Source organism: Lysinibacillus sphaericus OT4b.31 (assembly GCF_000392615.1).
In the GTDB taxonomy this organism is placed as follows: Bacteria; Bacillota; Bacilli; order Bacillales_A; family Planococcaceae; genus Lysinibacillus; species Lysinibacillus sphaericus_B.
The window spans coordinates 3,031,416-3,055,749 of the sequence record NZ_KB933398.1 but is presented as its reverse complement, the minus strand read 5'-3'; the positions used below and the strand labels follow the sequence as shown (position 1 = coordinate 3,055,749).

General features: G+C 37.1%; 28 protein-coding genes and 1 riboswitch. Of the genes, 21 read left to right on the top strand and 7 right to left on the bottom strand.

What is annotated here, in order from left to right; all coding sequences use genetic code 11:
- The first annotated feature begins 257 nt into the window (after nt 1-257).
- Together trpE and H131_RS14020 are read left to right on the top strand one after the other, a co-directional pair.
- Nucleotides 258-1,643, top strand: coding sequence for an anthranilate synthase component I (gene trpE / locus H131_RS14025; RefSeq protein ID WP_010859832.1), 1,386 nt, complete (start codon nt 258-260; stop codon nt 1,641-1,643).
- Nucleotides 1,640-2,218 carry an anthranilate synthase component II gene (locus H131_RS14020; RefSeq protein WP_010859831.1) on the top strand — a complete coding sequence of 193 codons (579 nt, stop codon included), beginning with the start codon at nt 1,640-1,642 and terminating at the stop codon, nt 2,216-2,218. The genes trpE and H131_RS14020 overlap by 4 nt, the downstream gene beginning before the upstream one ends.
- Nucleotides 2,219-2,420: 202 nt before the next feature.
- On the opposite strand, the gene H131_RS14015 is transcribed toward H131_RS14020, so the two are convergent.
- Nucleotides 2,421-2,918, bottom strand: coding sequence for a hypothetical protein (locus H131_RS14015; protein WP_010859830.1), 498 nt, complete (start codon nt 2,916-2,918; stop codon nt 2,421-2,423).
- Between the two features lie 2 nt (nt 2,919-2,920).
- Nucleotides 2,921-3,376 (bottom strand): hypothetical protein, encoded by a 456-nt coding sequence (locus tag H131_RS14010; protein ID WP_230491853.1) that lies wholly within the window; start codon nt 3,374-3,376, stop codon nt 2,921-2,923.
- A gap of 150 nt (nt 3,377-3,526) precedes the next feature.
- Between H131_RS14010 and rpmG the strand changes: the two genes are divergently transcribed.
- The 4 genes from rpmG to H131_RS13995 all read left to right on the top strand — a co-directional run bounded on the left by rpmG (nt 3,527) and on the right by H131_RS13995 (nt 6,717).
- On the top strand, nt 3,527-3,676 hold the full coding sequence (gene rpmG, locus H131_RS23785) for a 50S ribosomal protein L33 (RefSeq protein ID WP_008408521.1): 150 nt from the start codon (nt 3,527-3,529) through the stop codon (nt 3,674-3,676).
- Between the two features lie 65 nt (nt 3,677-3,741).
- On the top strand, nt 3,742-4,326 hold the full coding sequence (locus tag H131_RS14005; protein WP_010859828.1) for a 5-formyltetrahydrofolate cyclo-ligase: 585 nt from the start codon (nt 3,742-3,744) through the stop codon (nt 4,324-4,326).
- Nucleotides 4,327-4,328: 2 nt separating this feature from the next.
- Nucleotides 4,329-4,538 (top strand): YqgQ family protein, encoded by a 210-nt coding sequence (locus H131_RS14000; protein WP_010859827.1) that lies wholly within the window; start codon nt 4,329-4,331, stop codon nt 4,536-4,538.
- A 283-nt stretch (nt 4,539-4,821) separates the two neighbouring features.
- The gene (locus H131_RS13995) at nt 4,822-6,717 is read left to right on the top strand and encodes an LTA synthase family protein (protein ID WP_010859826.1); all 1,896 of its coding nucleotides are present in this window, start codon (nt 4,822-4,824) and stop codon (nt 6,715-6,717) included.
- Between the two features lie 339 nt (nt 6,718-7,056).
- Here H131_RS13995 and H131_RS13990 read toward each other — a convergent pair whose 3' ends face one another.
- The 3 genes from H131_RS13990 to H131_RS13980 form a co-directional block, all read right to left on the bottom strand.
- Nucleotides 7,057-7,359 (bottom strand): hypothetical protein, encoded by a 303-nt coding sequence (locus tag H131_RS13990; RefSeq protein ID WP_010859825.1) that lies wholly within the window; start codon nt 7,357-7,359, stop codon nt 7,057-7,059.
- Between the two features lie 217 nt (nt 7,360-7,576).
- On the bottom strand, nt 7,577-8,116 hold the full coding sequence (locus H131_RS13985; protein ID WP_010859824.1) for a TlpA disulfide reductase family protein: 540 nt from the start codon (nt 8,114-8,116) through the stop codon (nt 7,577-7,579).
- A 258-nt stretch (nt 8,117-8,374) separates the two neighbouring features.
- The gene (locus tag H131_RS13980; RefSeq protein ID WP_010859823.1) at nt 8,375-8,554 is read right to left on the bottom strand and encodes a DUF2759 domain-containing protein; all 180 of its coding nucleotides are present in this window, start codon (nt 8,552-8,554) and stop codon (nt 8,375-8,377) included.
- 167 nt (nt 8,555-8,721) lie between these two features.
- Between H131_RS13980 and H131_RS13975 the strand changes: the two genes are divergently transcribed.
- Nucleotides 8,722-9,366, top strand: coding sequence for an MBL fold metallo-hydrolase (locus H131_RS13975; protein ID WP_036130333.1), 645 nt, complete (start codon nt 8,722-8,724; stop codon nt 9,364-9,366).
- 404 nt (nt 9,367-9,770) lie between these two features.
- Here the strand turns inward: H131_RS13975 and H131_RS13970 are convergent, their stop codons facing one another.
- Nucleotides 9,771-10,013, bottom strand: a complete 243-nt coding sequence (locus H131_RS13970; RefSeq protein WP_010859821.1) for a DUF2626 family protein — start codon at nt 10,011-10,013, stop codon at nt 9,771-9,773.
- Nucleotides 10,014-10,130: 117 nt separating this feature from the next.
- On the bottom strand, nt 10,131-10,841 hold the full coding sequence (locus H131_RS13965) for a helix-turn-helix transcriptional regulator (RefSeq protein ID WP_010859820.1): 711 nt from the start codon (nt 10,839-10,841) through the stop codon (nt 10,131-10,133).
- A gap of 324 nt (nt 10,842-11,165) precedes the next feature.
- Here H131_RS13965 and comGA point away from each other — a divergent pair, with 324 nt between their 5' ends.
- The 14 genes from comGA to H131_RS13900 all read left to right on the top strand — a co-directional run bounded on the left by comGA (nt 11,166) and on the right by H131_RS13900 (nt 23,986).
- Nucleotides 11,166-12,185: a competence type IV pilus ATPase ComGA gene (gene comGA / locus H131_RS13960; RefSeq protein ID WP_010859819.1), complete on the top strand. Its 1,020-nt coding sequence runs from the start codon at nt 11,166-11,168 to the stop codon at nt 12,183-12,185.
- A complete protein-coding gene (comGB, locus tag H131_RS13955) occupies nt 12,163-13,236 on the top strand; it encodes a competence type IV pilus assembly protein ComGB (RefSeq protein ID WP_010859818.1) in 1,074 nt (357 codons plus the stop codon). The genes comGA and comGB overlap by 23 nt, the downstream gene beginning before the upstream one ends.
- 11 nt (nt 13,237-13,247) lie before the next feature.
- Nucleotides 13,248-13,589, top strand: coding sequence for a competence type IV pilus major pilin ComGC (gene comGC, locus H131_RS13950; RefSeq protein WP_010859817.1), 342 nt, complete (start codon nt 13,248-13,250; stop codon nt 13,587-13,589).
- On the top strand, nt 13,586-13,882 hold the full coding sequence (locus H131_RS13945; RefSeq protein WP_010859816.1) for a prepilin-type N-terminal cleavage/methylation domain-containing protein: 297 nt from the start codon (nt 13,586-13,588) through the stop codon (nt 13,880-13,882). The genes comGC and H131_RS13945 overlap by 4 nt, the downstream gene beginning before the upstream one ends.
- Nucleotides 13,882-14,025 carry a hypothetical protein gene (locus H131_RS25455; RefSeq protein WP_010859815.1) on the top strand — a complete coding sequence of 48 codons (144 nt, stop codon included), beginning with the start codon at nt 13,882-13,884 and terminating at the stop codon, nt 14,023-14,025. The genes H131_RS13945 and H131_RS25455 overlap by 1 nt, the downstream gene beginning before the upstream one ends.
- Complete coding sequence (locus H131_RS13940; RefSeq protein ID WP_010859814.1) at nt 14,022-14,336, top strand: hypothetical protein; 315 nt, start codon at nt 14,022-14,024, stop codon at nt 14,334-14,336. The genes H131_RS25455 and H131_RS13940 overlap by 4 nt, the downstream gene beginning before the upstream one ends.
- Nucleotides 14,333-14,758, top strand: coding sequence for a competence type IV pilus minor pilin ComGF (gene comGF, locus H131_RS13935; RefSeq protein WP_010859813.1), 426 nt, complete (start codon nt 14,333-14,335; stop codon nt 14,756-14,758). Before H131_RS13940 ends, comGF begins: the two co-directional genes overlap by 4 nt.
- Nucleotides 14,736-14,936 (top strand): hypothetical protein, encoded by a 201-nt coding sequence (locus tag H131_RS13930; RefSeq protein ID WP_010859812.1) that lies wholly within the window; start codon nt 14,736-14,738, stop codon nt 14,934-14,936. Before comGF ends, H131_RS13930 begins: the two co-directional genes overlap by 23 nt.
- A 19-nt stretch (nt 14,937-14,955) precedes the next feature.
- Entirely contained in the window at nt 14,956-15,471 is a 516-nt protein-coding gene (locus H131_RS13925; RefSeq protein ID WP_010859811.1) for a shikimate kinase, read from the top strand.
- 144 nt (nt 15,472-15,615) lie between these two features.
- Nucleotides 15,616-15,708: riboswitch (glycine riboswitch) on the top strand.
- A 205-nt stretch (nt 15,709-15,913) separates the two neighbouring features.
- The gene (gene gcvT, locus H131_RS13920; RefSeq protein WP_010859810.1) at nt 15,914-17,017 is read left to right on the top strand and encodes a glycine cleavage system aminomethyltransferase GcvT; all 1,104 of its coding nucleotides are present in this window, start codon (nt 15,914-15,916) and stop codon (nt 17,015-17,017) included.
- 25 nt (nt 17,018-17,042) lie between these two features.
- Entirely contained in the window at nt 17,043-18,389 is a 1,347-nt protein-coding gene (gene gcvPA / locus H131_RS13915; RefSeq protein WP_010859809.1) for an aminomethyl-transferring glycine dehydrogenase subunit GcvPA, read from the top strand.
- A complete protein-coding gene (gene gcvPB / locus H131_RS13910; RefSeq protein ID WP_010859808.1) occupies nt 18,382-19,845 on the top strand; it encodes an aminomethyl-transferring glycine dehydrogenase subunit GcvPB in 1,464 nt (487 codons plus the stop codon). The genes gcvPA and gcvPB overlap by 8 nt, the downstream gene beginning before the upstream one ends.
- Before the next feature lie 510 nt (nt 19,846-20,355).
- Nucleotides 20,356-21,276, top strand: a complete 921-nt coding sequence (locus H131_RS13905) for a serine/threonine protein kinase (protein ID WP_010859807.1) — start codon at nt 20,356-20,358, stop codon at nt 21,274-21,276.
- A 541-nt stretch (nt 21,277-21,817) separates the two neighbouring features.
- Nucleotides 21,818-23,986 carry a hypothetical protein gene (locus H131_RS13900; RefSeq protein WP_010859806.1) on the top strand — a complete coding sequence of 723 codons (2,169 nt, stop codon included), beginning with the start codon at nt 21,818-21,820 and terminating at the stop codon, nt 23,984-23,986.
- Nucleotides 23,987-24,334 lie beyond the last annotated feature (348 nt).

Genomic DNA, 24,334 nt, shown 5'->3' with positions numbered 1-24,334 from the left:
TGCTGACTGCATAAAGAAAGCCTCTGGTAGATATCACGGATTTTGAAATTAAGGTGAATGTTATCCTAAATTCCTCGCATCCTTGTGAGAATGACTAACTGACTTGCACATGCAGGTCTTAGCTCAATTCAAAATCCGGACGTATTGTTTATTTGCGCGCAAGCAAAGCGTCAGTGACAATACTACGAGGCGTAAAACATACTGAATTTTTTTGGTGTAGCAGAGCAGAGTATAGCATAGCGAAGGAGAGAAAGTGTATGACAGTTGAGCTTAGAAAATTTGCCATGAAGGTATTACAAGGGGATATGATGACGCCAATTTCGGTGTATCAATCGCTAGCGGGAAAACATAAGATGCTATTCGAATCGTCGGCCAAGCACGAGGAAAGTGGGCGTTATTCCTTTATTGCGGTCAATCCAGTTGCAGAGCTTGTTGGGGATAAAACTGGCTATACATTTACTAAGGACAAAGATATGGAAAAGTCAAGCGGAAGTGTACTTGCGAAATTTAAGCAGGTGATGCCTTTCCATAAGGCAGACTATCCATTTGCCTTTTTCGGAGGAGCAATTGGTTTCTTTGGTTATGAAACAGCGTTTTATGCAGAGAACATTGGTGAATATTTGCATGATGATTTAAAGATGCCAGATGTACATGTTTTTTTCTATGATACTTTTATTGTCTTTGATCATTTAAAGCAAGAGATTACGTTAGCAGCAATCGATTTATTTGAAGAGGGGCGCTCCCTAACAATGATGGAAGCAATTATTGATGAAATGGAGGCGCAACTTCATGCTGGTGCAACGTTTGGAGAGATGGCGTTAGGCGCTTTAAACTTTCAGCCCATGATACCCAAAGAAGAATTTGTTGCCATGGTAGAACGTGCCAAACAGCATATTAAGAAGGGTGATATTTTCCAAATTGTGTTATCTCAACGCTTTTCGTCACCATTTACAGGAAATCCCTTTGCCTTATATCGTCAGTTGAGAACATCAAATCCATCACCGTATATGTTTTATATGGATTATGGAGCATATATCATTTTAGGCACTTCTCCTGAAAGTCTAGTAAAGGTTAAGAATCGAAAGGTGACAACGAATCCTATTGCAGGCACGAAGCCGCGTGGGAAAACGCTTGAGCAAGATGAGTTAATTGCAGATGACTTGCTAAACGACGAAAAAGAAATTGCAGAGCATCGTATGCTGGTAGATTTAGGTCGCAACGATATTGGACGTATAACCAAAGTGGGTTCAGTGAAGTTGACTAAATATATGAACATAGAGCGTTATAAATATGTGATGCATATTGTATCAGAGGTCATCGGCGAACTACGCGATGAGGTGCATGTGTTGGATGTGCTGAGCGCTTGTTTGCCAGCTGGTACAGTATCAGGGGCACCGAAAATCCGTGCTATGCAGCTGATAAATGAGATGGAACCTGTAAAGCGTGGCGTTTATGCAGGAGCGGTTGGTTATATCTCTTCAACAGGGGATATGGATTTAGCCCTTGCAATTCGAACAATGGTTATCAAAGATGACCGTGCTCATGTACAGGCGGGGGCCGGTATTGTCTATGATTCGGTCCCTTTATCCGAATATGAAGAAACACTCAATAAAGCGCGCGCGCTACTGGAGGTGAAAAAATGATTTTACTGATCGATAACTATGATTCATTCACTTACAATTTATATCAGCAGGTAAGTATGCTGGGCAAAGAAGTGAAGGTAGTACGAAACGATGAACTAACGATTAAAGAAATTGAGGCATTGCAACCAGAAGCAATCATTTTATCACCTGGTCCTGGTACGCCAGATCAAGCAGGAATTACAGTAGATGTGGTGAAAGAGCTTTATACGAAGTTTCCGATTTTGGGTATTTGCCTTGGTCATCAATCGATTGGGCAGGCGTTTGGCAGTAACATTGTGCAAGCAACCCATATTATGCATGGGAAGTTGTCTACCTTACACTATAGCAAAACAGGCTTGTTCGCTCATTTAGACGGTGAACTTGAAGTGATGCGCTATCATTCGTTGATAATTGAGCCGAGCACTTTACATGGAGATTTTATCATTACGGCAACTTCAAGTGATGATGCAGAAATTATGGCGATTCAACATAAGCAATATCCAATATACGGGTTACAATTCCATCCAGAATCAATTGGCACCCAAAAGGGTAGTGATATGGTGCAGGCGTTTTTAGAGCAAGTGCAAATGGCATAAAAGAAGGCTGTTACAAAAATCAGTTGTTTCTGATTTTTGTTAACAGCCTTTTCGTGTAGAATTAGAAAAAGATTTTTTATCAGCTTTCGTGTATATCGATGACGATAATCAATTGATCCTACGGAATGTCACCTTCACTGTATCCCGCATGAACGGCCAGGAAGCCCCACGGATTGAAGTTTCACTTTATATAAGCTGTGGCTTATTGCTTCTTACCGGTAATAAGTTTTGCAATTTCCTCTAAAGACATTGAAGAGTTCACTTCGTAAGCGCCAATTTGTAAACTACGAGCATATTTAGCATTTGCAAGTAGGAGCTCCATCTCTACGCTATTCGAAATAATGCCCCCATCTTCAAGCTTCTGTGCCACGATATAGGGGGTAATACCACTATATAGCTGAAGTGTCATCGTTGCTTCATCTGTTGGGCTATCTGTCTCAATGTCGCCTTCGTTTGTTTCTTCTGGCGTATCATTATCGGCCGTCTTGTTGGCTGTAGTAGGCTCAGTGGTCTGTTCTTTTAACGAAGCAAGTTTTTTATTTGCCAGATCCAGTTTCTTTTGTAGTACCTCTACGTTCTTATCTGTAGTGGAGGTTACAGTGGGAAAGCCAATATTGACATCAAAACGCTGGGCCAATGCAAGCAATGCCCCTACTAGAAAAAGTGCAATTCCAAATGCACGGATAGCGGATTTATTCACAATTACCGACCTCCGTTTGCAATCACTTGGCGAACTTGCTCTTCTGTTAAATTTGAACGAATACTAATATCAGCAATAGATAGACCTTGCTTATTGAGCTCGAGTACCTGACTAATAATGATTTGGTGAATAGGCTTCGTATTCTGGGGCAGCTGAGCTGATTTAGTCGCTTGTTGAGCTGCTTGTTGAACAGCCTGCATGACCTGCTGCATTTTGGGATTTTGAATCGTTTGATTTTGAGCTACTGGTGATTTCACCTGAAATTCTGGTTCTAGAAGTAGCTCCTCTTCAACAATTTTCATGCGACGTTTCAAATTATTAGTTTCTTGAAAAATAGATATAGACAATTCTTCTACATCCTGTTCGACTTTTTTCGCAGTATTTTTGAAAAAGAACGAAACAACTATAAGAACGATACCAGCAATCATTAGTATGATGGATAAATCCAATAGTTTCACCTCATTAAATTATGTAATTATAAGGTATTTTACCACATGCAAAGTTAATATGAAATGAAGGTAGATTTTTTTTCAGTTTATGGTATAATGGGTTAGTCGTATAAATCATGCTCAAATTTTAATTCTTGATATAGAGTGGGAGGGTTAATGATGCGCGTAAACATTACTTTAGCTTGCACAGATTGCGGCGAACGTAACTACATTTCAAAAAAGAACAAGCGTAACAATCCAGAGCGTCTTGAACTTAAAAAATATTGCTCTCGCGAGAAGAAATACACTCTTCACCGTGAAACAAAGTAATCGCTCATTAAGCCAAAACCACATGTGGTTTTGGCTTTCTACATTCTAATAGGAGGTAGCCTAGTATGAATAAAACAATTTTACGAAACGAGGTACGCGAAGCTCTTGCGAAAATGTCTGCAACTGCATATCGCGACCAATCATTTTTAGTGGCAAAAAAACTGTTACAGGAAACATATATAATAGAAGCAAAGACGATCGGTATCACGATTTCTAGTAAGCCAGAAGTTGACACAATTCATCTAATTGAAGCACTATGGCAACTTGGCAAAAACGTTGCTGTCCCTAAGTGCAATCCGAAAACGAGAGAAATGTCGTTTTATGTCATAGAATCGTTTGCTCAGCTCGAAACGGTTTATATGCATTTGCGTGAGCCAATTCCTGAAGTCACTGAATTTGTTGACGCAAATGAAATGGATGTTATTGTTGTTCCAGGGGTTGTTTTTGACACACATGGCTATCGTGTAGGCTATGGTGGTGGTTATTATGACCGCTATTTAGTAAACTATAAAAAGGGAAAACTCATGTCGCTGCTTTTCGATGAACAGCTACGTGAAAGTGTACCAAAAGAGCCACATGATTGTCCGGTGGATATCATTGTGACGCCTACAAATCGTATTAACTGTGTAGCACAACGAGGAGCGAATTAAAAATGGATAAAATGTTAGATATTTATGAATTATTAAAAACATATGGCACTTATATTTATACACGTGATCCAGTGGGGGATTTAATGTTAATGGAAGATGAAATTCGCGAGTTGTATAAGGCGAATGTTCTAGACATTAAAGATTACCAAATGGCCTTATTATTGATTCGACAAGAAACGACAAGACTGCGTGTTGAACAAAATAAACAATAGTGTTTTAAGTGTGAATTATTTGGTTATGGTAAAAATATTGTAATATGTATGTAATATTCTCTGAAACAGTGGTTTCCCACTGTTTTTATGTTTTTTACGAAACTTTTTACAATGAGAAACGTATATATAAGTATCCTGAGCATATAAGTGCATGAGCAGAAATTTTTTCCAAAAATATATCTGTTGATTATCTGTAAAAAAAGGATTAAGATATATTTTGTTTCAGTAACAATTTAGTTAAATTTATTATTTTTTGTGTAAGGAATAGGAGAGGATGTTAGGAATGAAATCAATAAAGTGGCCTAAACATTCATTTATGATACTAGCAGTCGTAGCAACTTGGATAAAAACGGTCATTGTTTACCACACAAGCTTTGAGATGAAAATTGAAAATGCGATGCAACAATTCATTTTGTTTATCAACCCGCTAAGTTTTTTATTATTTACTTATGGTCTATCGTTATTTTTTAAATCACCTAAAGCTAGAAATCGCTATATTCTTATTGTCAGTGTCATTTTATCAATTGTTTTATATGGGAACGTTGCTTTCTATCGTTTCTACAATGACTTTATTACTTTACCGGTATTATTCCAGACAAGTAACTTTGGTGATTTAGGAACATCGGCAGCAGCCATTATTAACCCTTGGGATTTATTATACTTTACGGATGTGTTTATTCTAATACTTGCGAATAAATACTTACCAAGAATGAAGGCAGCAGTAAAAGTTAATGTTGAATTCCGTCGTGCATTCTTCGTATTAGCTATTGCGATGACTTTCTTAAACTTAGGTTTAGCGGAAACAGAGCGTCCACAGCTTTTAACACGTAGCTTTGACCGCGAATTACTTGTAAAAAATATCGGTACGTACAACTACCATTTGTATGATATTTATATTCAGTCTAAATCTTCTGCACAACGCGCATTGGCGGATGGCAGTGAATTAGTAGAAGTAAACAACTACATTCGATCAAATCAAGCAGCAATCAATAAAGATATGTTTGGCAAATACAAGGATCGTAATGTAATCTACGTGTCACTTGAATCTTTACAAAACTTTGTGATTAATAATGATATGGACGGTCATGAAATTACACCGTTCTTGAACTCTTTAACAAAAGATCCAGATACGTATTATTTCAGTAATTTCTATCACCAAACAGGTCTTGGGAAAACATCTGACTCAGAGTTTATTGTAGAAAACTCATTATTTGGCTTAGGTCGTGGTGCAGTATTCTTCACACATGGTGGAAACACGTATAACTCAATGGCGGAGCGTCTTGGGGAAAATGGTTACTTTACAAACGTTATGCACCCGAACAATAAATCGTTCTGGAATCGTGACATGATGTACAAATCATTAAAAATCAATAAATTTTATGATGTAGACTCATATAAAGTAGAAGAAGGCCAAGCAGTCAACTGGGGTATGAAAGATATTCCATTCTTTGAGCAATCTGCAGCATTAATGAAAGACATGCCACAGCCATTCTACTCTCGTTTAATTACATTAACGAACCACTATCCATTTACATTGGATCCAGATGATGTCATGATTCCTGAATATACTTCAAACTCAGGCACATTAAATCGTTACTTCCAAACAGTTCGTTACATGGATGAAGGTATTAAAGACTTCTTCCAAGCGTTAAAAGATCAAGATGTCTATGATAACTCCATTATCGTAATGTACGGTGACCATTATGGTATTTCTGAAAACCATAACAAGGCAATGGCACAATACTTAGGCAAAGAAAGCATCACACCTTATGATAATGCAATGCTGCAAGAAGTACCTTTATTTATCCATATTCCTGGTTCTGGTGAAGGTAAAGAAATGCAAGAGGTATCAGGTCAAGTGGATATACGTCCGACGATTTTACACCTTCTAGGAATTGAAACGTCAAAAGATATGCAATTAGGTGCAGATTTATTCTCTCCTGAGCATGAGGATTTTGTTATTTTCCGTGACGGTCGTTTTGTAACTGACAAATATGTCTATGCAGGTGAAGCTTGCTACGACAAAGCAACAGGAGAGCAAATTGATGGTGAGCCATGTCAGCCTTATGCTGATCGTGCAACGATTGAATTAGAAAACTCCGACGCCATTATTAATGGAGATTTACTTCGTTTCTATGATGAAAAAACAGGTAACTTAAAGCAAGACGCTGTGAAATAAAAAAAGAGGGATCTCCTAGCGAGGTCTCTCTTTTTCTTTTACAATAAGTAGTAATAATGCAAGTCTGAAGTCTGGAAAAGTCACTCACTTCCCGTGGGGGTTAGCAGGCTTGCTCTACCGCACGAGTCTCTCTATACGGTATTGAGGGGAATTTGTGCAATGAAGACGACAAGCGATGCCATCAGCTTGCAATGATGACGATTTAATCAAGTGACGCACGAGATTCCTTAGTGGATTAGCTGGGAGCTTTATTTAGGCTCTAATGTTGTTTTTTGACCAATTAATAAGCGTATTTGAGAGGACATCCCAAATACGCTTATATCATCATTAATAACCCATTTATTTACCCCAAGGTTGTTCACCATACCTTTTTAGCATCACGACCTCACCATCATTTTTTTTCAATCGATTATAAACATACTTAATGTTGTATTCGTTGTATTTTCCTAAATCAATTTTGTCGTAAAAATCCTTCGATAAAGACAACTCACGTTCATCAATTAAAAGATAGTATTCGCCGTTTTTCTCTATAATATTTTGTTCGTCAATTTTAACTGTTTTTTCAATTAGAACATCACTAAGCGTATAAAAACCTGCTGCAAATATTCCAACAAATAGGATTAATAAACATACTACAAACAACTTACTTTTCCTCAAGACCATCACCTCAAATTGTATGTACTTTATTAAATGCCTTACAGAACAACCACAATTGCGAAAAATTCTGTCCTTATATTACTAATGCAGTTTTTTTACATTATAGATGATGTTGATACAAATATTCCTAAAGATCTTGATGATTTTTGCTAGAGTGCAAATTGAGACAACGATTCGCTACGGTCATTAACACTCACGCTAACTAAAGATTTGTTAACAATTTAGTTAATTGTTGTTGATTTATTTGACCTTTTATTGTGTACTTTAGATTGCCTTCAGCATCAATAATAAAAGTTGTTGGATAAGCCATTACTTCTAATGATTTACCTAACGATCCATCTAAATCGAGAAATATAGGGAAATTTAAATTATACAATTGCTGAAATTTAATGGCATTTTCACGACTGTCAGATGAAGTTGCATTTATTGCTAGCAGCTCAACATCGTCAGGTTTTTTGTCGTAAAAATCCTTTAAATCTGGCGCTTCTTCTTGACAAGGGCCGCACCAAGATGCCCAAACATTAATGATAAGGACCTTTCCTTTATATGCTGCTAATGTTGTCGTTGTTTCATCTAATTGCGTCAGTCTCGTCTCAAAGGCAATCTGTTTCGTGCCATCTTCTTTATCAATCAACAAATTTAATACTGCTTCTTTTGACATTTCATTTTTTACAGTAATCCCAATAAGTGAAATGACTAATAGCACTGAAAATATCATATAAATTAATTTTTTACGCTGCATGATGAATCTCCTTAATACCAGTTTGTGTTTTTAAATTTCGTACCGGAAAATAAAATTTATACTGTTTTACAAAATATTTACTTATATTATAACTGAACTGACAAGAGGTGACAGTAATTATTTTTTATGAAGGCTTCATAGATAAGCGATAAAGCTAATTAACACAACATGATCTGGAGTCTATACAGCGTGATTACGCTTTATTAAAATAGAAAAAGAGCAACCTCATACGAGGCTGCTCTTTTTTCTGTCTACATCTTAGTGTAGTGTTGGTGGGTATCCGCTATGGATAACTGTCATGATTGTGAACCAACCAAATACAGCTGCACTTAATAAGTTGAAAACAACGCTTAATAGGTTCTTTTCTTTAATTGCTTGGAATGTACCAACGACTGCTAAGATCGCTACTAGACCAAAAATAACCATTAATAAGTTCATTAAAAAGACACTCCTTTCGACATCAGAAAATGAATGTCGTAAACAATATTCCTACTTAATTGTAAACGTTCTATCTTTGTTTGTCGAGAACTAATATAGCGGAAACTATGAACTTTTATCGTCAAATTGTGGCAATGAATGTATAATATGAAGTTGAGGTGATGAGGATGATGAATGTACGAAGCTATTCGCTTGGTCCAGTGCAAACGAATTGTTATATCGTATCAAATAAAAACAAAGAATGTCTAATTTTTGATCCAGGCGAGGAAGCAGGACGTATTATAAAGGTGATACGCAGTAATGGCCTTAAACCGTTAGCCATTTTTTTAACACATGCACATTTTGATCATATCGGTGCAGTAGATGCAGTGCGAGAAGCTTTTGAACTCCCGCTATGGATTCATGAAAAAGAGGTAAGTTGGTTAAGTGATCCAGCTAAAAATGGCTCAAGTAAATACGCAGCGCTGCCGAATTATAATGTCGGAGCACCAGCTGAGGGAAATATTATTAAGAAAGAACAACCATTTGAAATAAGCAATTTTGTTTTTAAAGCCGTTTTTACACCAGGACACTCACCAGGTAGTATTTCATATCTATTCGAAAATGATGGTTTTGCAATTGTTGGAGATACATTATTTGAACAAGGTGTAGGTCGAACAGATTTACTTGGTGGTTCGACAAAGGTACTTTTGGCATCGATTCACGATAAGCTATTAACGCTACCAGAGGATACGATTATATACCCAGGTCATGGAAATTATACGACAGTTGGGGCGGAAATGGAAACAAATCCATTTTTAAATGGTTTTTAAAGTGTTGGTAGGAAGCGCTGTTTCTGCTATAACAGCGAATCATGTAGAAAATGATACCGTTCTATACATTTGTTAAAAATGACCATAGGTGATGCAATAGAATTAATAGTACTACTATCGTTGATTATTGAATTTAATTACTGAATTACTAAATTTAATCAAACATTAACGAATTAACTATGTAAAAATCCCCCAAACATTTCATATTGGTTTGATAGCAATAGAATTTAAACCTAATTGATTGTGAAGGGGGTTTTTTCTATGTTTTTATGCGACCAACTGCAAAACAAATGAAGATTTTATCTCGTATTACTGTAAATTTCTGCTCTTATCGAAATGATTGCATAAATGAACATAAAAAAAGCGTGTCTCACATATTTATGAGACACACTATTTTCTCTGTATTAATGACCCGCACCAGGTACGTGAATGAATGTTGTATAGTACGTGAAGCCAGCGAAGAATACAGTTAAATATGCTCCGAAAATGTACATGTACATACGTTCTGAAAGGTTCAAGAAGCCTAATAATAAGAATAAACCTGTATTACCTACGAATAATAGCGATACTTCGTTCATACCACCAAGGTAGAACATAACTGCAAAAATACCTGTCCAGAATGCCATAACTTTATACATATTATCCATGAAATTTCCCCTCCTTTTGCCCACGACACAATAATCTCTTACTCATTATAAATGATATGAAAGGTGTCTGTAAACTGGAACTTCTACTTCTTTGTGACAAACAAATGGATTTTTGATTTAGCTATCAATTTCTGTCACGTTTATTTCATATTTGCATAAATCGCAATTATGTATCATGCTTTCAATTTGGACAAATTCATTACTTGCGAATAGAGCGTCTAACTGTCCTTTCAAATAAGATTCATGCAAAGTACAAACAATATCTGAGTGGTTGTTAAGCTGTTCTTGGAACGGACAATTAAAGATGGAGAAAATCACTTTTTTACCATGTTCTGTTTGCTGTACTTGTGGAATATAGCCGATTAATGCAGCATTGTCTGTTAGTAATTGAAGCTTTTCTTCAAAGGAAAATATATTATTTAATTTAAATTCAGCGTTTACATAATGTTTCATTTGCTGGAAGCCATCTTTGTAACTAATGTCTTGGCATTTTGCCAATGCTGATTCACCTAATTCTTGAATCAGTTGAATGGACCATTTTAAAAGACGATCTTCATCACGTCGTGGGAATGTAAGGGAGACACCTTTTTCCGATGCTTTATAAACACGTCCAGGACGACCGCCTTTACCAGTTTTTGCGAAATCGGCTGAAATGATATTGATCTCTGATAGTTTAGTTAAATGCAGGCGCGCAACGTTCGGATGAATGCCAAATTCATCAGCAATATTTTGCACAGTTACTGTCTTTTTCTCTTTTAGGATGTACTCATATATAGAGTATCTAGTTTCATCGGCTAATGTACTAGTAATTTTTAATGGATGGATCATTTGCTTCACCTCAATATTGATTTTTTGAAAATGTTGTTAAATTATAGCTAGGAAAATAATCATGTTGATTCTATTATATTGTATTATTGAAAAAGTTACAGTTCCTTTCAACATAAATATTAACTTTTACATATAGTTATGTTCATTTTTAGTGAAAATTTGCAAGTTATCCACATTTTTTTAGCAAAAACCACATTCGATAGTAAAATTTATAGTAAAAATTTATTTTAAGAAAAGGGCTTTTCTCGTATCACTTTCCTAATTATACTAGGAAATAACGAATAGAGCGGTCATATTCGAACGAACCAGAAAAGAGGTGCATCTATGCAAAACTTTGAGTCGGTAGTCGAACAAAAATGTGAGCAACTATTGTTAAAGGCCTATCATTTTGGTGCTTCGGATTTGTTATTAATACCAGATGAAGGTCGTTACCGTATTAATTTTCGCAAATATGATAAGTTGCTTTACGCAGGTGAACTACCAAATGAATTAGCAGAGCGAATTGTATCATATTATAAATTTTTAGCCGCATTAGATATTAGTGAGCGACGAAAACCCCAAAGTGGCTCCTTTCAAAAAACAGTGGAGCAAAATCGGTTTGCTTTTCGCGTCTCTACACTTCCTTCTGCCTATTTAAAAGAGAGTCTAATTATACGGCTCCTACTTCAAAATCAGTCATTTCCTCTTACTTCCTTAAGTTATTCCAAATGCGCAGCAGATAAGCTACTGGAGCTAGTTGATAGCAAGCAAGGCATCTTGCTTTTCAGTGGAGCAACCGGCTCTGGTAAAACGACATCCTTATATTCCCTCATTCATCATTGTTCCACACATCTAAATAAACATGTCATTTCTTTAGAGGATCCTGTAGAAAATAATCAGGCTCATCTTCTCCAAATTCAAGTAAATGAACGAGCGGGCATTACTTATGCCTCGGGATTAAAGGCAATATTACGTCATTCACCAGATGTTATTATGATTGGCGAAATACGAGATCAAGAAACTGCAAAGATTGCAATAGAGGCCTCGCTTACAGGTCATCTTGTTTTAACGACGATACACGCGAAGGACTCTGTTAGTTGTCTCCACCGACTAATCGACTTAGGTGTGTCTATAGAGGAACTACGGCAAACGGTTATTGGTATAGTGGCACAAATACTTATCCAGGCACCACAAATGCAAGAAGAGCGACGTGCACTGTTAGAAATATTAAGCGATGTTCATCTTAGTGAGGCCATCCGAGCAATTAGGCAGAAAGCTAGCTATGAGTTGCCCTATGATTTAACACTTACTGGTCAAAAAAAGTTGTTAGAGAGACAGCATTATGCAACTACGAGAGCTTATTGAGAAGTTGCAGATGGATTATATAAAAGCAACCAAATGGCGAGTAAAGGATCAGGCCAATTTTTTCAGTCACTTAAGTGTATTGATGCAGGAAGGTTATTTGTTTGCACAAGCGATTTCCATGCTCTTACCGCATCATGTAGAAGCACATGAAGAGATACAACAATTGATAAATGAAAAATTTAAAGAAGGGGCAGGTGTAACAGGAGTACTGGAAACATTGCAAATATCAAAGCACTATTTAGTAGCTATTGCTATTGCAGAAAATAATGGGCATATGATGGAAGCGTTAAAAGGCGTAGCTAAGCAAATGGCGTTAAATGAAGCAACAAAGAAAAAATTGAAAGGCCTACTTTTGTATCCCATCATATTACTGTTGTTTTTATTGCTGCTGTTCTTAGTATTTCGAACAATTTTCTTTCCAAATATAGAGAAAATGGTCTTAAGTCGTAGTGGTGAAGCGGGGGAGAGTAGTATTGAATTCTCGCGTTACTTATTACATTTGCCTGATGTACTTTTTACGATAGGGATAGTTGTTGTATCCAGTTCAATAATATTTCGGTTCTTTCTTAAACGACAATCAATTGTGCAGCAGCTGCGCATGTCATTAAAAATTCCATTTATAAACAACTATATTCGCTTATCGATCACAAGACAATTCGCCGCATATTTAGGAAGTTTGCTGCAAAGTGGTTTCTCTTTACAAGCCAGTCTTCAAATTTTACAAGAACAGCAGTTACAACCATTTGTGCAGCATTTTGCTGGTCGTATAAAAGAAAGGGTTATTTATGGTGATACACTTACTCAGGCTGTGATATTTATGGCTGAATGGCACAAGGATTTTTCAATTTTCGTAGAACATGGAGAGCAAAGTGGCTATCTAGGGAAAGAGCTCGTCTTGTATAGTGAATTACTGGCAGAGAAGCAGCAGCTATTACTGAAGCGTATGCTAGCCTTTGTGCAGCCAACGTTTTTCATTATCATTGCACTTTGCATAATAGCTGCATATGTCAGTTTATTATTACCGGTATATCACATGATTGAACTAGTATAGGAGGATGCTAAATGAAATATGTTAAACAACAAGTAGGATTTACTCTTATCGAAATGCTAATCGTACTGCTAATTATTTCGATACTAATTTTAATCACCATTCCAAATGTAACGAAACATTTCGCGACGATAGATGAAAAGGGCTGTACGGCATATATTTCGATGGTGCAGGGACAAGTTGAGGCTTACAGAGTGGACTATATGTCATATCCAACATTAGAAGATTTAGTAACGAACGGTTATTTAAAAGAAAATGAAACGACCTGTCCAAATAAAAATGAAATTGTTATTACAAGTGAAGGCGAGGTAAAATTAGCAAATCCGCCTTCAGGAGCAGGTGATAGTGGAACATGAACGATATAAAAAATGAGTGTGGTTTTACGTTGGTTGAAATGTTACTCGTCTTATTTATCGTAATGTGTTTAACGGGGATCGTGACAAAGCTTTCCTTAAAAGCAGCTGAAACAAAGGAACTTGAGCGTTTTTTTACGCAAATCCAATTGGATATTCAATTTATTCAAACTTATAGTATGCAGCAGCGAGAGTATGTATCCATGAAGTTTGAAAGCCCACCTCATCGCTATCTTATAAAAAAGATTTTTATACCAATCACTACGAGCGACCTTTCCCAAACGGTGTGGAATTGATGACAGCTGCAAGTACCATTCAAACAATTATGTATAACTACAGTGGTAATGTGATGAATGCAGGCACATTGTATTTTAAAACGCCTCAAGGTATAAAAAAGGTTGTTATTACATTAGGGCGAGGGAGATCCAGAGTGGAATGAATGAGTCGGGCTATTCTTTTGTTGAATCCATACTATCAGTGGTCATTGTAATGGTAATCTGTACAACGTTATTACCCATTACCTATAATATGAAAACTAATTTATCCAACAAAAAGCTTGAGGTTATTGCTGCTGAAACGGCTTATGAAGGTTTAAAGCAGTATCGGTACTTACAAAAAAATGAAGGTATGAAAACAATAGATGGTGTGGATTATCATTGGGCTTACGATGGGCAGGCGATATGTGTCACATTCCAAAATATGCGAGAATTGCGTCACAAATGCATTCAACTTACAGGTGAAAGTAAATGAACGAAAAAGGTTACACACTATTGGAATCGTTGTTTCAAGTCATCGTTTTTGTGTTAATCTCGCATCTTTTTATAGTCATCATGCTATGGTATGCGCAAATAAAAACAACCATACTGACAGATGAACACTCGAAGTGGGAGCTATTTGTTTATGATTTAAATACGTACTTAGTGGATGTTACATCGTTTACGATTCGAGATGATCAAAGGAGGATAACTTTCCAAGCTTCAGGAACACTTCATCATATCGATTGCTATAACAATATGATACGTAATCAAGTGAATGGTGGCCATGTACCGATGCTCATCGGGCTTAATCGCTGTCAGTTCCAATATACAAATAATGAACTTACGGTAGCCGTCGGATTTCCGAGTGGTTTGCAGAAGGAGCGGACCTATTATGTGCCAATTATTGAAAAATGACAGAGGGGCTATTTTTTTAATCGCAATTGCATTATTATTTTTTGTAACTACTTTTGTTCTTACGTATTGTATGTCTTATGAAATACAGTTACGAACATATGATGCGCTTGAAAAGGTCAATGTTCGAGCTACGATAAATTTATTAGGACAAATTTTGTCAGACAGTGTAGAATCGTAGTTATAAGAAGGTGATTCGAATGCGAAAAATATATTTAGTTGGCTTTATGGGGTGCGGGAAAAGTGCATTAGGAAGGCGGTTAAGCTATTTATTAAAGCTGCCGTACTATGATATGGATCATGAAATCGTTAGACAACAGGGCATGACGATCCCGCAGATTTTCGAAAAATACGGTGAGGCACGTTTTCGAGAGATAGAAACAGAATTTTTGAAAAATTTCCGAGACGAAGCTTGTATTATTTCAACAGGCGGCGGTGTAGCCGTAAATGGAGAAAATCGAAAAATAATGAGACGTAGTGGACTCGTGTTCTTTTTAGATGCCACATTCGAAGATATTTACAAACGAATACAGCATGATCAAAACCGACCCCTTGTACAAAGTTCAACGAAGGAAGAGTTAGAGGAGCTGTATCACTACAGAAGAAAATTTTATCGTGAAGCAGGACATATACAGGTTCTGACAGAAGGTAGAACAATCCGCAATATTCTAGAGTATTTAGTATTTCAGGTGAAAAGGTTAAAAGGCGAACGATAATACAATAAACAAACTTTAATATTCGCCTTTTAAGTTAAATTAAAAAATGATTGCCTTTTCAATACAATCAATGTTAGGATATAGACTAATAAGGTAACTTAAGTTCATTGAATACTAAATAGTACCAAGATGATTCTTGGGCGGATGATTGTGCGGGGAGAGCGCGTATAGACGCCACCGAAGGAGCAAATAGCTAAGGGCTATGAATCTCTCAGGTAAAAGGACTCGTACAAGACGCAACTCTGGAGAGAGCTGTAGTACAACAGCCACCAAAGGGGAAAGCCTGCTGATTGGCAATCAAGAAAATGCGAGTCAGTCTGGTGTAACTTTCAGGTGCAAGGACAGAGAATCCCGAAAAGGGGTTCGTCTGTCTTTTTTTATGTGGAAAAACAGACGAACTACTACCAGTAAAAATGATACTAACAATAAGGGGGCAATACTAATGACGAATGAATTACAACGTACACCTCTATTTGATGAATACGCAAAGTTTGGTGGTAAAACAATTGACTTCGGTGGATGGGAACTACCAGTGCAATTCTCTTCTATTAAAGATGAGCATGATGCCGTGCGTAGTCGCGCAGGCTTATTTGATGTCTCGCACATGGGAGAAATTTTAGTAACAGGTCCTGAAGCACTAGAATTTTTACAAAATCTTTTGTCAAATGACATTTCAAAAATTGCTACAGGTCAAGCGCAATACAATGCAATGTGCTATGAAGATGGTGGCGTTGTCGATGATTTACTAACATATAAATTAGCTGACAATCATTATTTGTTATGTGTCAATGCAGCGAATATTGAAAAAGATTATGACTGGATGTTAGAAAATCAGCACCAATACGAGGTCACAATCGACAATCAATCCGATGCTTATGCGCAAATTGCCCTACAAGGTCCATTAGCAGAAGAAGTTCTTCAAACATTAACAACGTCGGATTTAAGTGCCATTAAATATTTCCGCTTCCAAGAAGACGTTGAAATTGCTGGACACAAAGCTTTAGTTTCTCGTAGTGGTTACACAGGAGAAGATGGTTTTGAACTGTACGGTTCTCCAGAGGATATTAAAGTACTTTGGGGTAAAATCTTAGAAGCCGGTAAAGACAAAGGTGTTGTGCCAGCAGGTTTAGGCTGTCGTGATACACTTCGTTTTGAAGCGGGTCTTCCACTATACGGTCAAGAGCTATCAGCGACAATCTCACCGCTTGAAGCAGGTATTGGATTTGCTGTGAAATTAAATAAAGATGACTTTATTGGTCACGATGCATTAGTAGCACAAAAAGAAAATGGGTTATCTCGCAAACTTGTTGGGATTGAAATGATTGATAAAGGTATTCCACGTCATGGCTACAAAGTGTTCAAGGACGGCGAAGAAATTGGTGAAGTGACAACAGGTACACAACTTCCTTCTTCTAAACGTAATGTTGGTCACGCCTTAATTGACAGTCAATTCGCAACTATCGGAACGGAATTAGAAGTTGAAATTCGTGGCAAGCACTTAAAGGTAGTAACAGTTGCAACACCGTTTTACAAGCGTTCAAAATAAAATTTGAAAAGAGGGACCTACATTTATGAAACATCGTTATTTACCAATGACGGAGCAAGATAAACAAGAAATGTTAGACGTAGTTGGCGTATCCTCAGTTGATGAATTATTCGAGGATATCCCAGAAAAAGTACGTTTCAAAGGCCTTTATGACATTCAAGAAGCAAAATCAGAATCAGCACTGTTAAAAGAATTAACAGCACTTGCTGCGAAAAATAAAGATACTAATGCCAACGTATCATTTTTAGGTGCAGGCGTTTACAATCACTATAAACCGGTTATCGTGGATCACGTAATCTCGCGCTCAGAGTTCTATACAGCTTATACACCTTATCAACCAGAAATTTCACAAGGTGAATTACAAGCAATCTTTGAATTCCAAACGATGATTGCCGAACTAACAGGAATGGATCTTGCTAACTCTTCTATGTACGATGGTGGAACAGCACTAGCTGAAGCAGGTATGCTTGCAGCAGGTCATACACGTCGTAAGAAAATTTTAGTATCTGAAACGGTTCACCCTGAATACCGTGATGTCGTTGCTACATATGCTTACGGTCAATCTATTGACATCGTAACAATTCCTCAAAAAGATGGTGTGACGGATGTTGGCGCATTAAAAGAGCTGATCGATGACAATACTGCTGCTGTCATTGCACAATATCCAAACTTCTTCGGTCAAGTAGAGGACTTACAAGTTATCGGTGATATTGCACATGAAGCAAAAAGCTTATTTGTTGTTTCCTCAAACCCACTAGCATTAGGTATTTTAACGCCTCCTGGAAAGTTAGGAGCAGATATTTGTGTTGGGGATGCGCAAGTCTTTGGTATCGCAGAAGCTTTCGGTGGTCCACACTGTGGTTTCTTCGCAGTTACAACAAAATTAATGCGCAAAGTTCCTGGCCGTCTTATTGGGGAAACAGTGGATGGTGAAGGTCGACGCGGTTACGTCTTAACATTACAAGCACGCGAACAGCATATTCGTCGTGATAAAGCGACTTCGAATATTTGTTCAAACCAAGCACTTCTGGCACTTGCAGCATCAGTTGCAATGACAGCACTTGGTAAGCAAGGTGTTCGAGAAATGGCTACGCAAAATATTGCAAAAACGCGCTATGCAAAAAATGCCTTTGAAGCGGCAGGCTTCACAGTAGCATTCCAAGGCGCACACTTTAATGAAATCGTCGTGAAAACAAATAAATGCGTGAAAGAAATCAATAAAGGCTTAATTGAAAAAGGTATTATCGGTGGCTATCCATTAGGTCAAACTTATGAATCTTTAAAGCACCATGTGTTAATTGCTGTAACTGAATTACGCACGAAGGAAGAAATTGATGCACTTGTTGCAGAAATGGGGGCTCTCAATGCATAACGAAAATCAATCACTCATTTTTGAAATTACAAAAGAAGGTCGCGTAGGGTATAGCTTAGAAGCACTTGATGTACCAGCAGTTGATCTTGCAGATTTACTTCCTGCGAACTTATTACGTGCCGAAGCAGCTGAATTACCAGAAGTTTCAGAGTTAGATATTATGCGTCACTATACAGCTCTTTCTCGTCGAAACCACGGTGTAGACTCTGGCTTCTACCCATTAGGCTCTTGTACGATGAAATATAATCCGAAAATTAATGAAGCGGTTGCGCGTTTTTCTGGCTTTGCGAATGTTCACCCATTACAAGATGAATCCACTGTACAAGGTGCCATGGAACTTCTTTATGACCTACAAACTTCTTTAGTAGAAATTACAGGGATGGATGAAGTAACATTACAACCTGCAGCAGGCGCACATGGTGAATGGACAGCATTGATGATGATTCGTGCCTTCCATGAGGCGAATGGTGAAGGCCACCGTAATAAGGTCATCGTGCCTGACTCAGCGCATGGTACAAATCCGGCATCTGCCACTGTTGCTGGTTTCGAAACAATTACTGTAAAATCCGATGAAAATGGCTTAGTCGATATTGAAGATTTACGCAATGTAGTCGGTCCTGATACAGCTGCATTAATGCTGACAAATCCAAATACACTAGGCTTATTTGAAGAAAATATTATCGAAATGGCCGAGCTGATTCACGCTGTTGGCGGTAAAGTTTACTATGATGGAGCTAACTTAAACGCAGTAATGAGTAAAGCGCGCCCTGGCGACATGGGCTTTGACTGTGTGCATTTGAACTTACACAAAACATTTACAGGCCCGCATGGTGGCGGTGGTCCAGGTTCAGGTCCAGTGGGCGTAAAGGCAGATTTAATTCCGTTCCTACCAAAACCAGTCCTTGTAAGAACAGAAGAGGGATCATACCACTTCGATTACGAACGTCCACAATCAATTGGACGCGTAAAACCTTACTATGGTAACTTTGGTATTAACGTACGTGCGTACACATATATCCGTACTATGGGGCCAGATGGCTTAAAAGCAGTAACGGAATATGCCGTTTTAAATGCAAACTATATGATGCGTCGCCTAGAGCCGTTCTTCGACCTACCATATAACCGTCATTGTAAGCATGAATTTGTGTTATCTGGTCGTCGTCAAAAGAAACTGGGCGTACGTACACTGGATATTGCAAAACGCCTGTTAGATTTTGGCTACCATCCACCAACAACATACTTCCCACTAAACGTGGAAGAGGCGTTGATGATTGAGCCAACTGAAACAGAATCAAAAGAAACATTAGATGCATTCTGCGACATCATGATTCAAATCGCTAAAGAAGCAGAAGAAAACCCATCTATCGTGCAAGAAGCACCACATACAACAGTCGTAACACGTTTAGACGAAACACGCGCTGCTCGTACCCCAGTGCTTCGTTACCAAAAAGCATAATTTTCAACAAAATAGAGAGCTGTCCGATAAGTATATATTTACTTTTCGGACAGCTTTTTTGTGCTGCGCCCGGAGCTGAGCGATGCTGATAGCAACCCGAGCGTTCCGAGTCTGGACCCGAGCGATAGTGAGAGAGACCCGAGCGTATTTGCTCTCACCCCGAGCGTTCCGAGCTCAAACCCGAGCGCAACTGGTCCCACCCCGAGCGTACCGAGGCCCCAACTCGGCGACCAATCCACCCCTCCGAGCACGAACCTGAGCGCACCCAGAATTTACAAGCCCCACCCCGAGCTTCGTAAGTCAATCCAGTTTTATATCTAAAAAATCGAAATTACAATAAAAGTCATTGGTATGTCGCTGACAATTAACGAGAAAATTGCTAATATAGAGGGATATATTTATATTAATTACATTAATTTGGAATTATAACAATTAAGAACTTATACTAATTTTGTCATCGACTATACATATTTTTTAAATGGATTTTGCTAAAAAGGATGGTAGAAGCACATGAATGCTATTCAGTACGAAATAAGCTTACCCATAAACTGTGTCCTACAAGATACATATAAAATAAATGAGATTATTTCTTCCAGTAAGCTGTCAATTGTTTACAAAGGGGAAAACATTCATTCAGGGGAGCAATTTATTATAAAAGAGTTCTATCCAAGTGAGTTAGCTTTGCGTGATTTAGATAATTTAACTGTGATTCATCGACTGCCCTCTACAAAGACAAAATTTGAAGAGCTAAAGGGGGAGTTTCTGCATGAGGCACTTCTCTTACAGCAAATTGTTCATCAAAATATTGTTAAGTACATAGAGCATTTTCAAGCAAATGGGTCTTGTTATATCGTCATGAAATACTATGAAGGCTTGCCGTTAGCTCAATATGTAAAAAAATATGAGCTTAACAATAGAAATCATTTGTACAATAATATTTTTCTGCCGTTAATTGATGCATTACATTATCTACATAAAGAAGGCATTCTGCATCGAGATATAAAACCAAGTAATATTATGGTTGATGTGCATGGGAAGCCACAGTTACTCGATTTTGGCTCAGCTATATTTTATAAGACTGCGACGCAACATAAGATATTTACAACCCCTGGATTTTCTCCACTTGAGCAGTATTCTGACAAATCGAAGCAGGGGGTATACACTGATATCTACGCTTTAGCTGCAACACTTTACTATTCCCTCACAGATGTTGTACCAATGGATGTACCACAAAGAATAATAGAGGATAGCTTAAAAAATGTCAGACAATATAACAAAAAAGTGAGTTTCATCATGTCTAAAATGATCATGTGGAGTCTAACCGTTAACGCAAAAAAAAGATGCTTTTCGCTAAAGTTTTTATTATTGACTATGTTGTCAGAGAGTATAGTCAACAAAATTAGGTATTATTTTGACGATAATAATAAATAAATTTACAAAAATAAATCTATATAATCATTTTACAGTTTCATAGTTGGGCGAATTATAGCAGCTTGTGGATGAATAAACATCAATCCATAAGCTGTTTAATATTGTTAAATCAACATTTCTATACCTTTTTTAGAAAATTATTTACACGAAATTTAACATGGTTATTTTTTACTAATAATACATTTGTATATTTCAAATTGAAAAAAATACTATTGAAAATATTGACAATATTTTTTCGTAATGTATAGTTACTTGTGATACATATTGTCATTAGTGTAACGCCTGATATGACTGGCTCTTCAGTGAATACAGTTTTACATACCAATAACATACTGTAACATTTGTCGGATTAGGAATTGCAAGAGATTTTTTCGCCTTATGGTACCATTTGTTTACTTATTAGTATGAAAATAGTGTTTAATAACTGAGTATTACTGGGTTTAAATATGTTACCACTAATGGTTATGTTTTATAAATAGTTATGGTTACTCGAAATTCGTTATAAAAGGAGGGATGGCTGTAGAAATTTACAGCCGAATAAATGGAGATTATCAATCAAACAAACAGAACAATGCTCTTTGAGGAGATTAATCCAGAAAAGCTGGACTTAATTACACTTGTAGGGGATGTAAAGGGAATTGACAGCCTCAGTGATGAGAAAATCAAAGAAATTAATCAATATCTTCTTGTAAAAAGCTTCGATGAATTTTTAGATAAGTTTTCCCCAACGGTCTACTCTTTCTACAATGCAGCAAATCAAAAGGTTATGTATACACTAAAAAAACCAGAAGGTATTCAAGACGATTGTATTTCTGAAATCGCAATTGATCAAAATAATGATTTCTTAAAAATGCTATTTACCCTCATAGATACGAAACGCAGTCAGGGCATCGCCAATGTAGATTTTAAATTTGAAAATCTCTTAGATATGATTTCTCCCAAAAAGGTTATGGATGATATTCGTCAAGTAAGGAAAGAAATCCATTACTTATATGGTGAATATGACAAGTTAGACGAAGGGGATCCCAAGAAACTAGATACTGGGGATAAGCTTAACCTGATGTTTGAAGTAGCAAGTCGAAATTATAACAACGTAATGGCGATGCTACCACTAGCTATTGAAGATATTAAGACAAGACTTTTACTAGGCGCTAATCAGGAAGAGGATGAATCCGAAAAGTTACAAATCGGAACGCTTACTATTGGTGAAACAGGTGAATTAAAGATCATCGAAGCACCTCAAAATACGAATGCTGATTTAATGGTCATTGAAGAAAACAGTAACTATGGTTTAAGTACAGTTTTCGAAGAGGATTATGAATCGATTACCGAATCACCATCATCTTATGTAAAGGATTTGGTAGTAAGAACCTTCTCACCATTACCAACAGTGAGAGCAGAATTTGATGTAGAAACAGAGGTACAGAACTACAATACATACTTAGAATTCTATAAAGATGCAAAAGATGAATTTGTAAAGACTGTAAAGCCACTTGTTGAAAAACTACTAGGCGTCAAAATGTATTTTGATCAGTATGCGACAAAGAACAAAGGTATGCAGCCTTCGTTACTTGTAACAAATACAAAGTTGGACATGCTCGTTAAAAGTAATAACATCCCAAGACTAAGTACGTATTTAAATACAGTAAACTCGAAAAATGACTTTACTGATACGGTCTGGTATGGGATTGTGCCATCGCTCGAGCTAGAAGCATCAGGGAAGATGAAAGTGAGCAGATCACGTTTTAAAGGAAACGAAAAAGTTGCCAAACAAGAAGGTAACACAATGGAATCCTTATCTATGCTGCTTGACACTGTAAAAGATTATAAAGTGCAGATTTTCTTCAACTTTATGGCTGAAGAAGAGACAACTTTCAATGGAATTGCAACGGCTGGTATCGATCGACTTATCGATAAATGTTCTGTTCTTGTTAGAAAAGAATTCAGTGAATTTGCAATCCCTTGCCTCCCGAACTTCACTATTATTCCCAAAGATAAATCTGGAGTAGTTATTGATACAAGAATGCAGGCAACGGAAAATGGGGCAAGACTATCTAAGGAAAAGGAAGATATTTTAAAACTATGGATAGAGGGCGTATATGTAGGTGCTAGTTATGTAGCTGCTGGTATTGTTTCCGCTTATCAATGTCCAGAGTATCTAAAAGAATCCTTCCGAAATGTGAAAAGAAGCTATCCTGGCGTTCGATTTGATATTGAAGCAGGAGATAACTCTTTAAGAGCTGTTACAACGATGGCAAAAGAGATCTCAGGCTTTACGAACAATATAAAAGACGCCATTAATAGTAGAAGCTTTGGTTTTGTTTTCTCATCAGAAAACGCACAGCTTCAAGATAAAGACATTAAACGTATTACCGTGTATAAAGCAAGAAGCCTTGCGATGGAAGAAGATGGATTCGATTCTATCTACAAAACACAAGTGAGTACCTATATCGAACGAATTCTACGTTTCCAATCAGGAGACTTTAAACATGAAAATATTGTTCGATTCTTTAGTAATAATCCAAGTAGCCAAAAAAGTAAGTGGCTCAATGATAAAGGCTATGTAAACTCGGTTATCCATGATGGAGACGATATCGGCTACATTATTGATGAGAAAACAAGCTTATGTCAAATAGATCTAGTATTTAACGGCAATGTGAAGAACCTTGAAGTTATGATTACAAAAGGCACAAGCGCAGTTAAAGCATAAGATAATTTCAACTACAAATTTATCCCGCTTTACTGGTCAATAAGACGCCCACCACAAAAGATAGAGAACAAGTTAACTAGGTGAGCGCTCAGCTGACCGTAAAAGCACGATTGATTAAACTAACAATCAGTGGGGATAAAAAAACACCCACTGATTGAAGTTTCACTTAAATTTTTATCCATTGATGTATTCGTTGGATGTTTAAGATTTATTCATGAATAAATCTTTTAACATAAATATATGAATCTCCTTAAACCTATATTTGGTGAAATACTTACATATTTCTCGATGATTTTCTTTATCCAATCGACGAGAAATTAATACTTTTCTATTTCACCAAAAACAGAT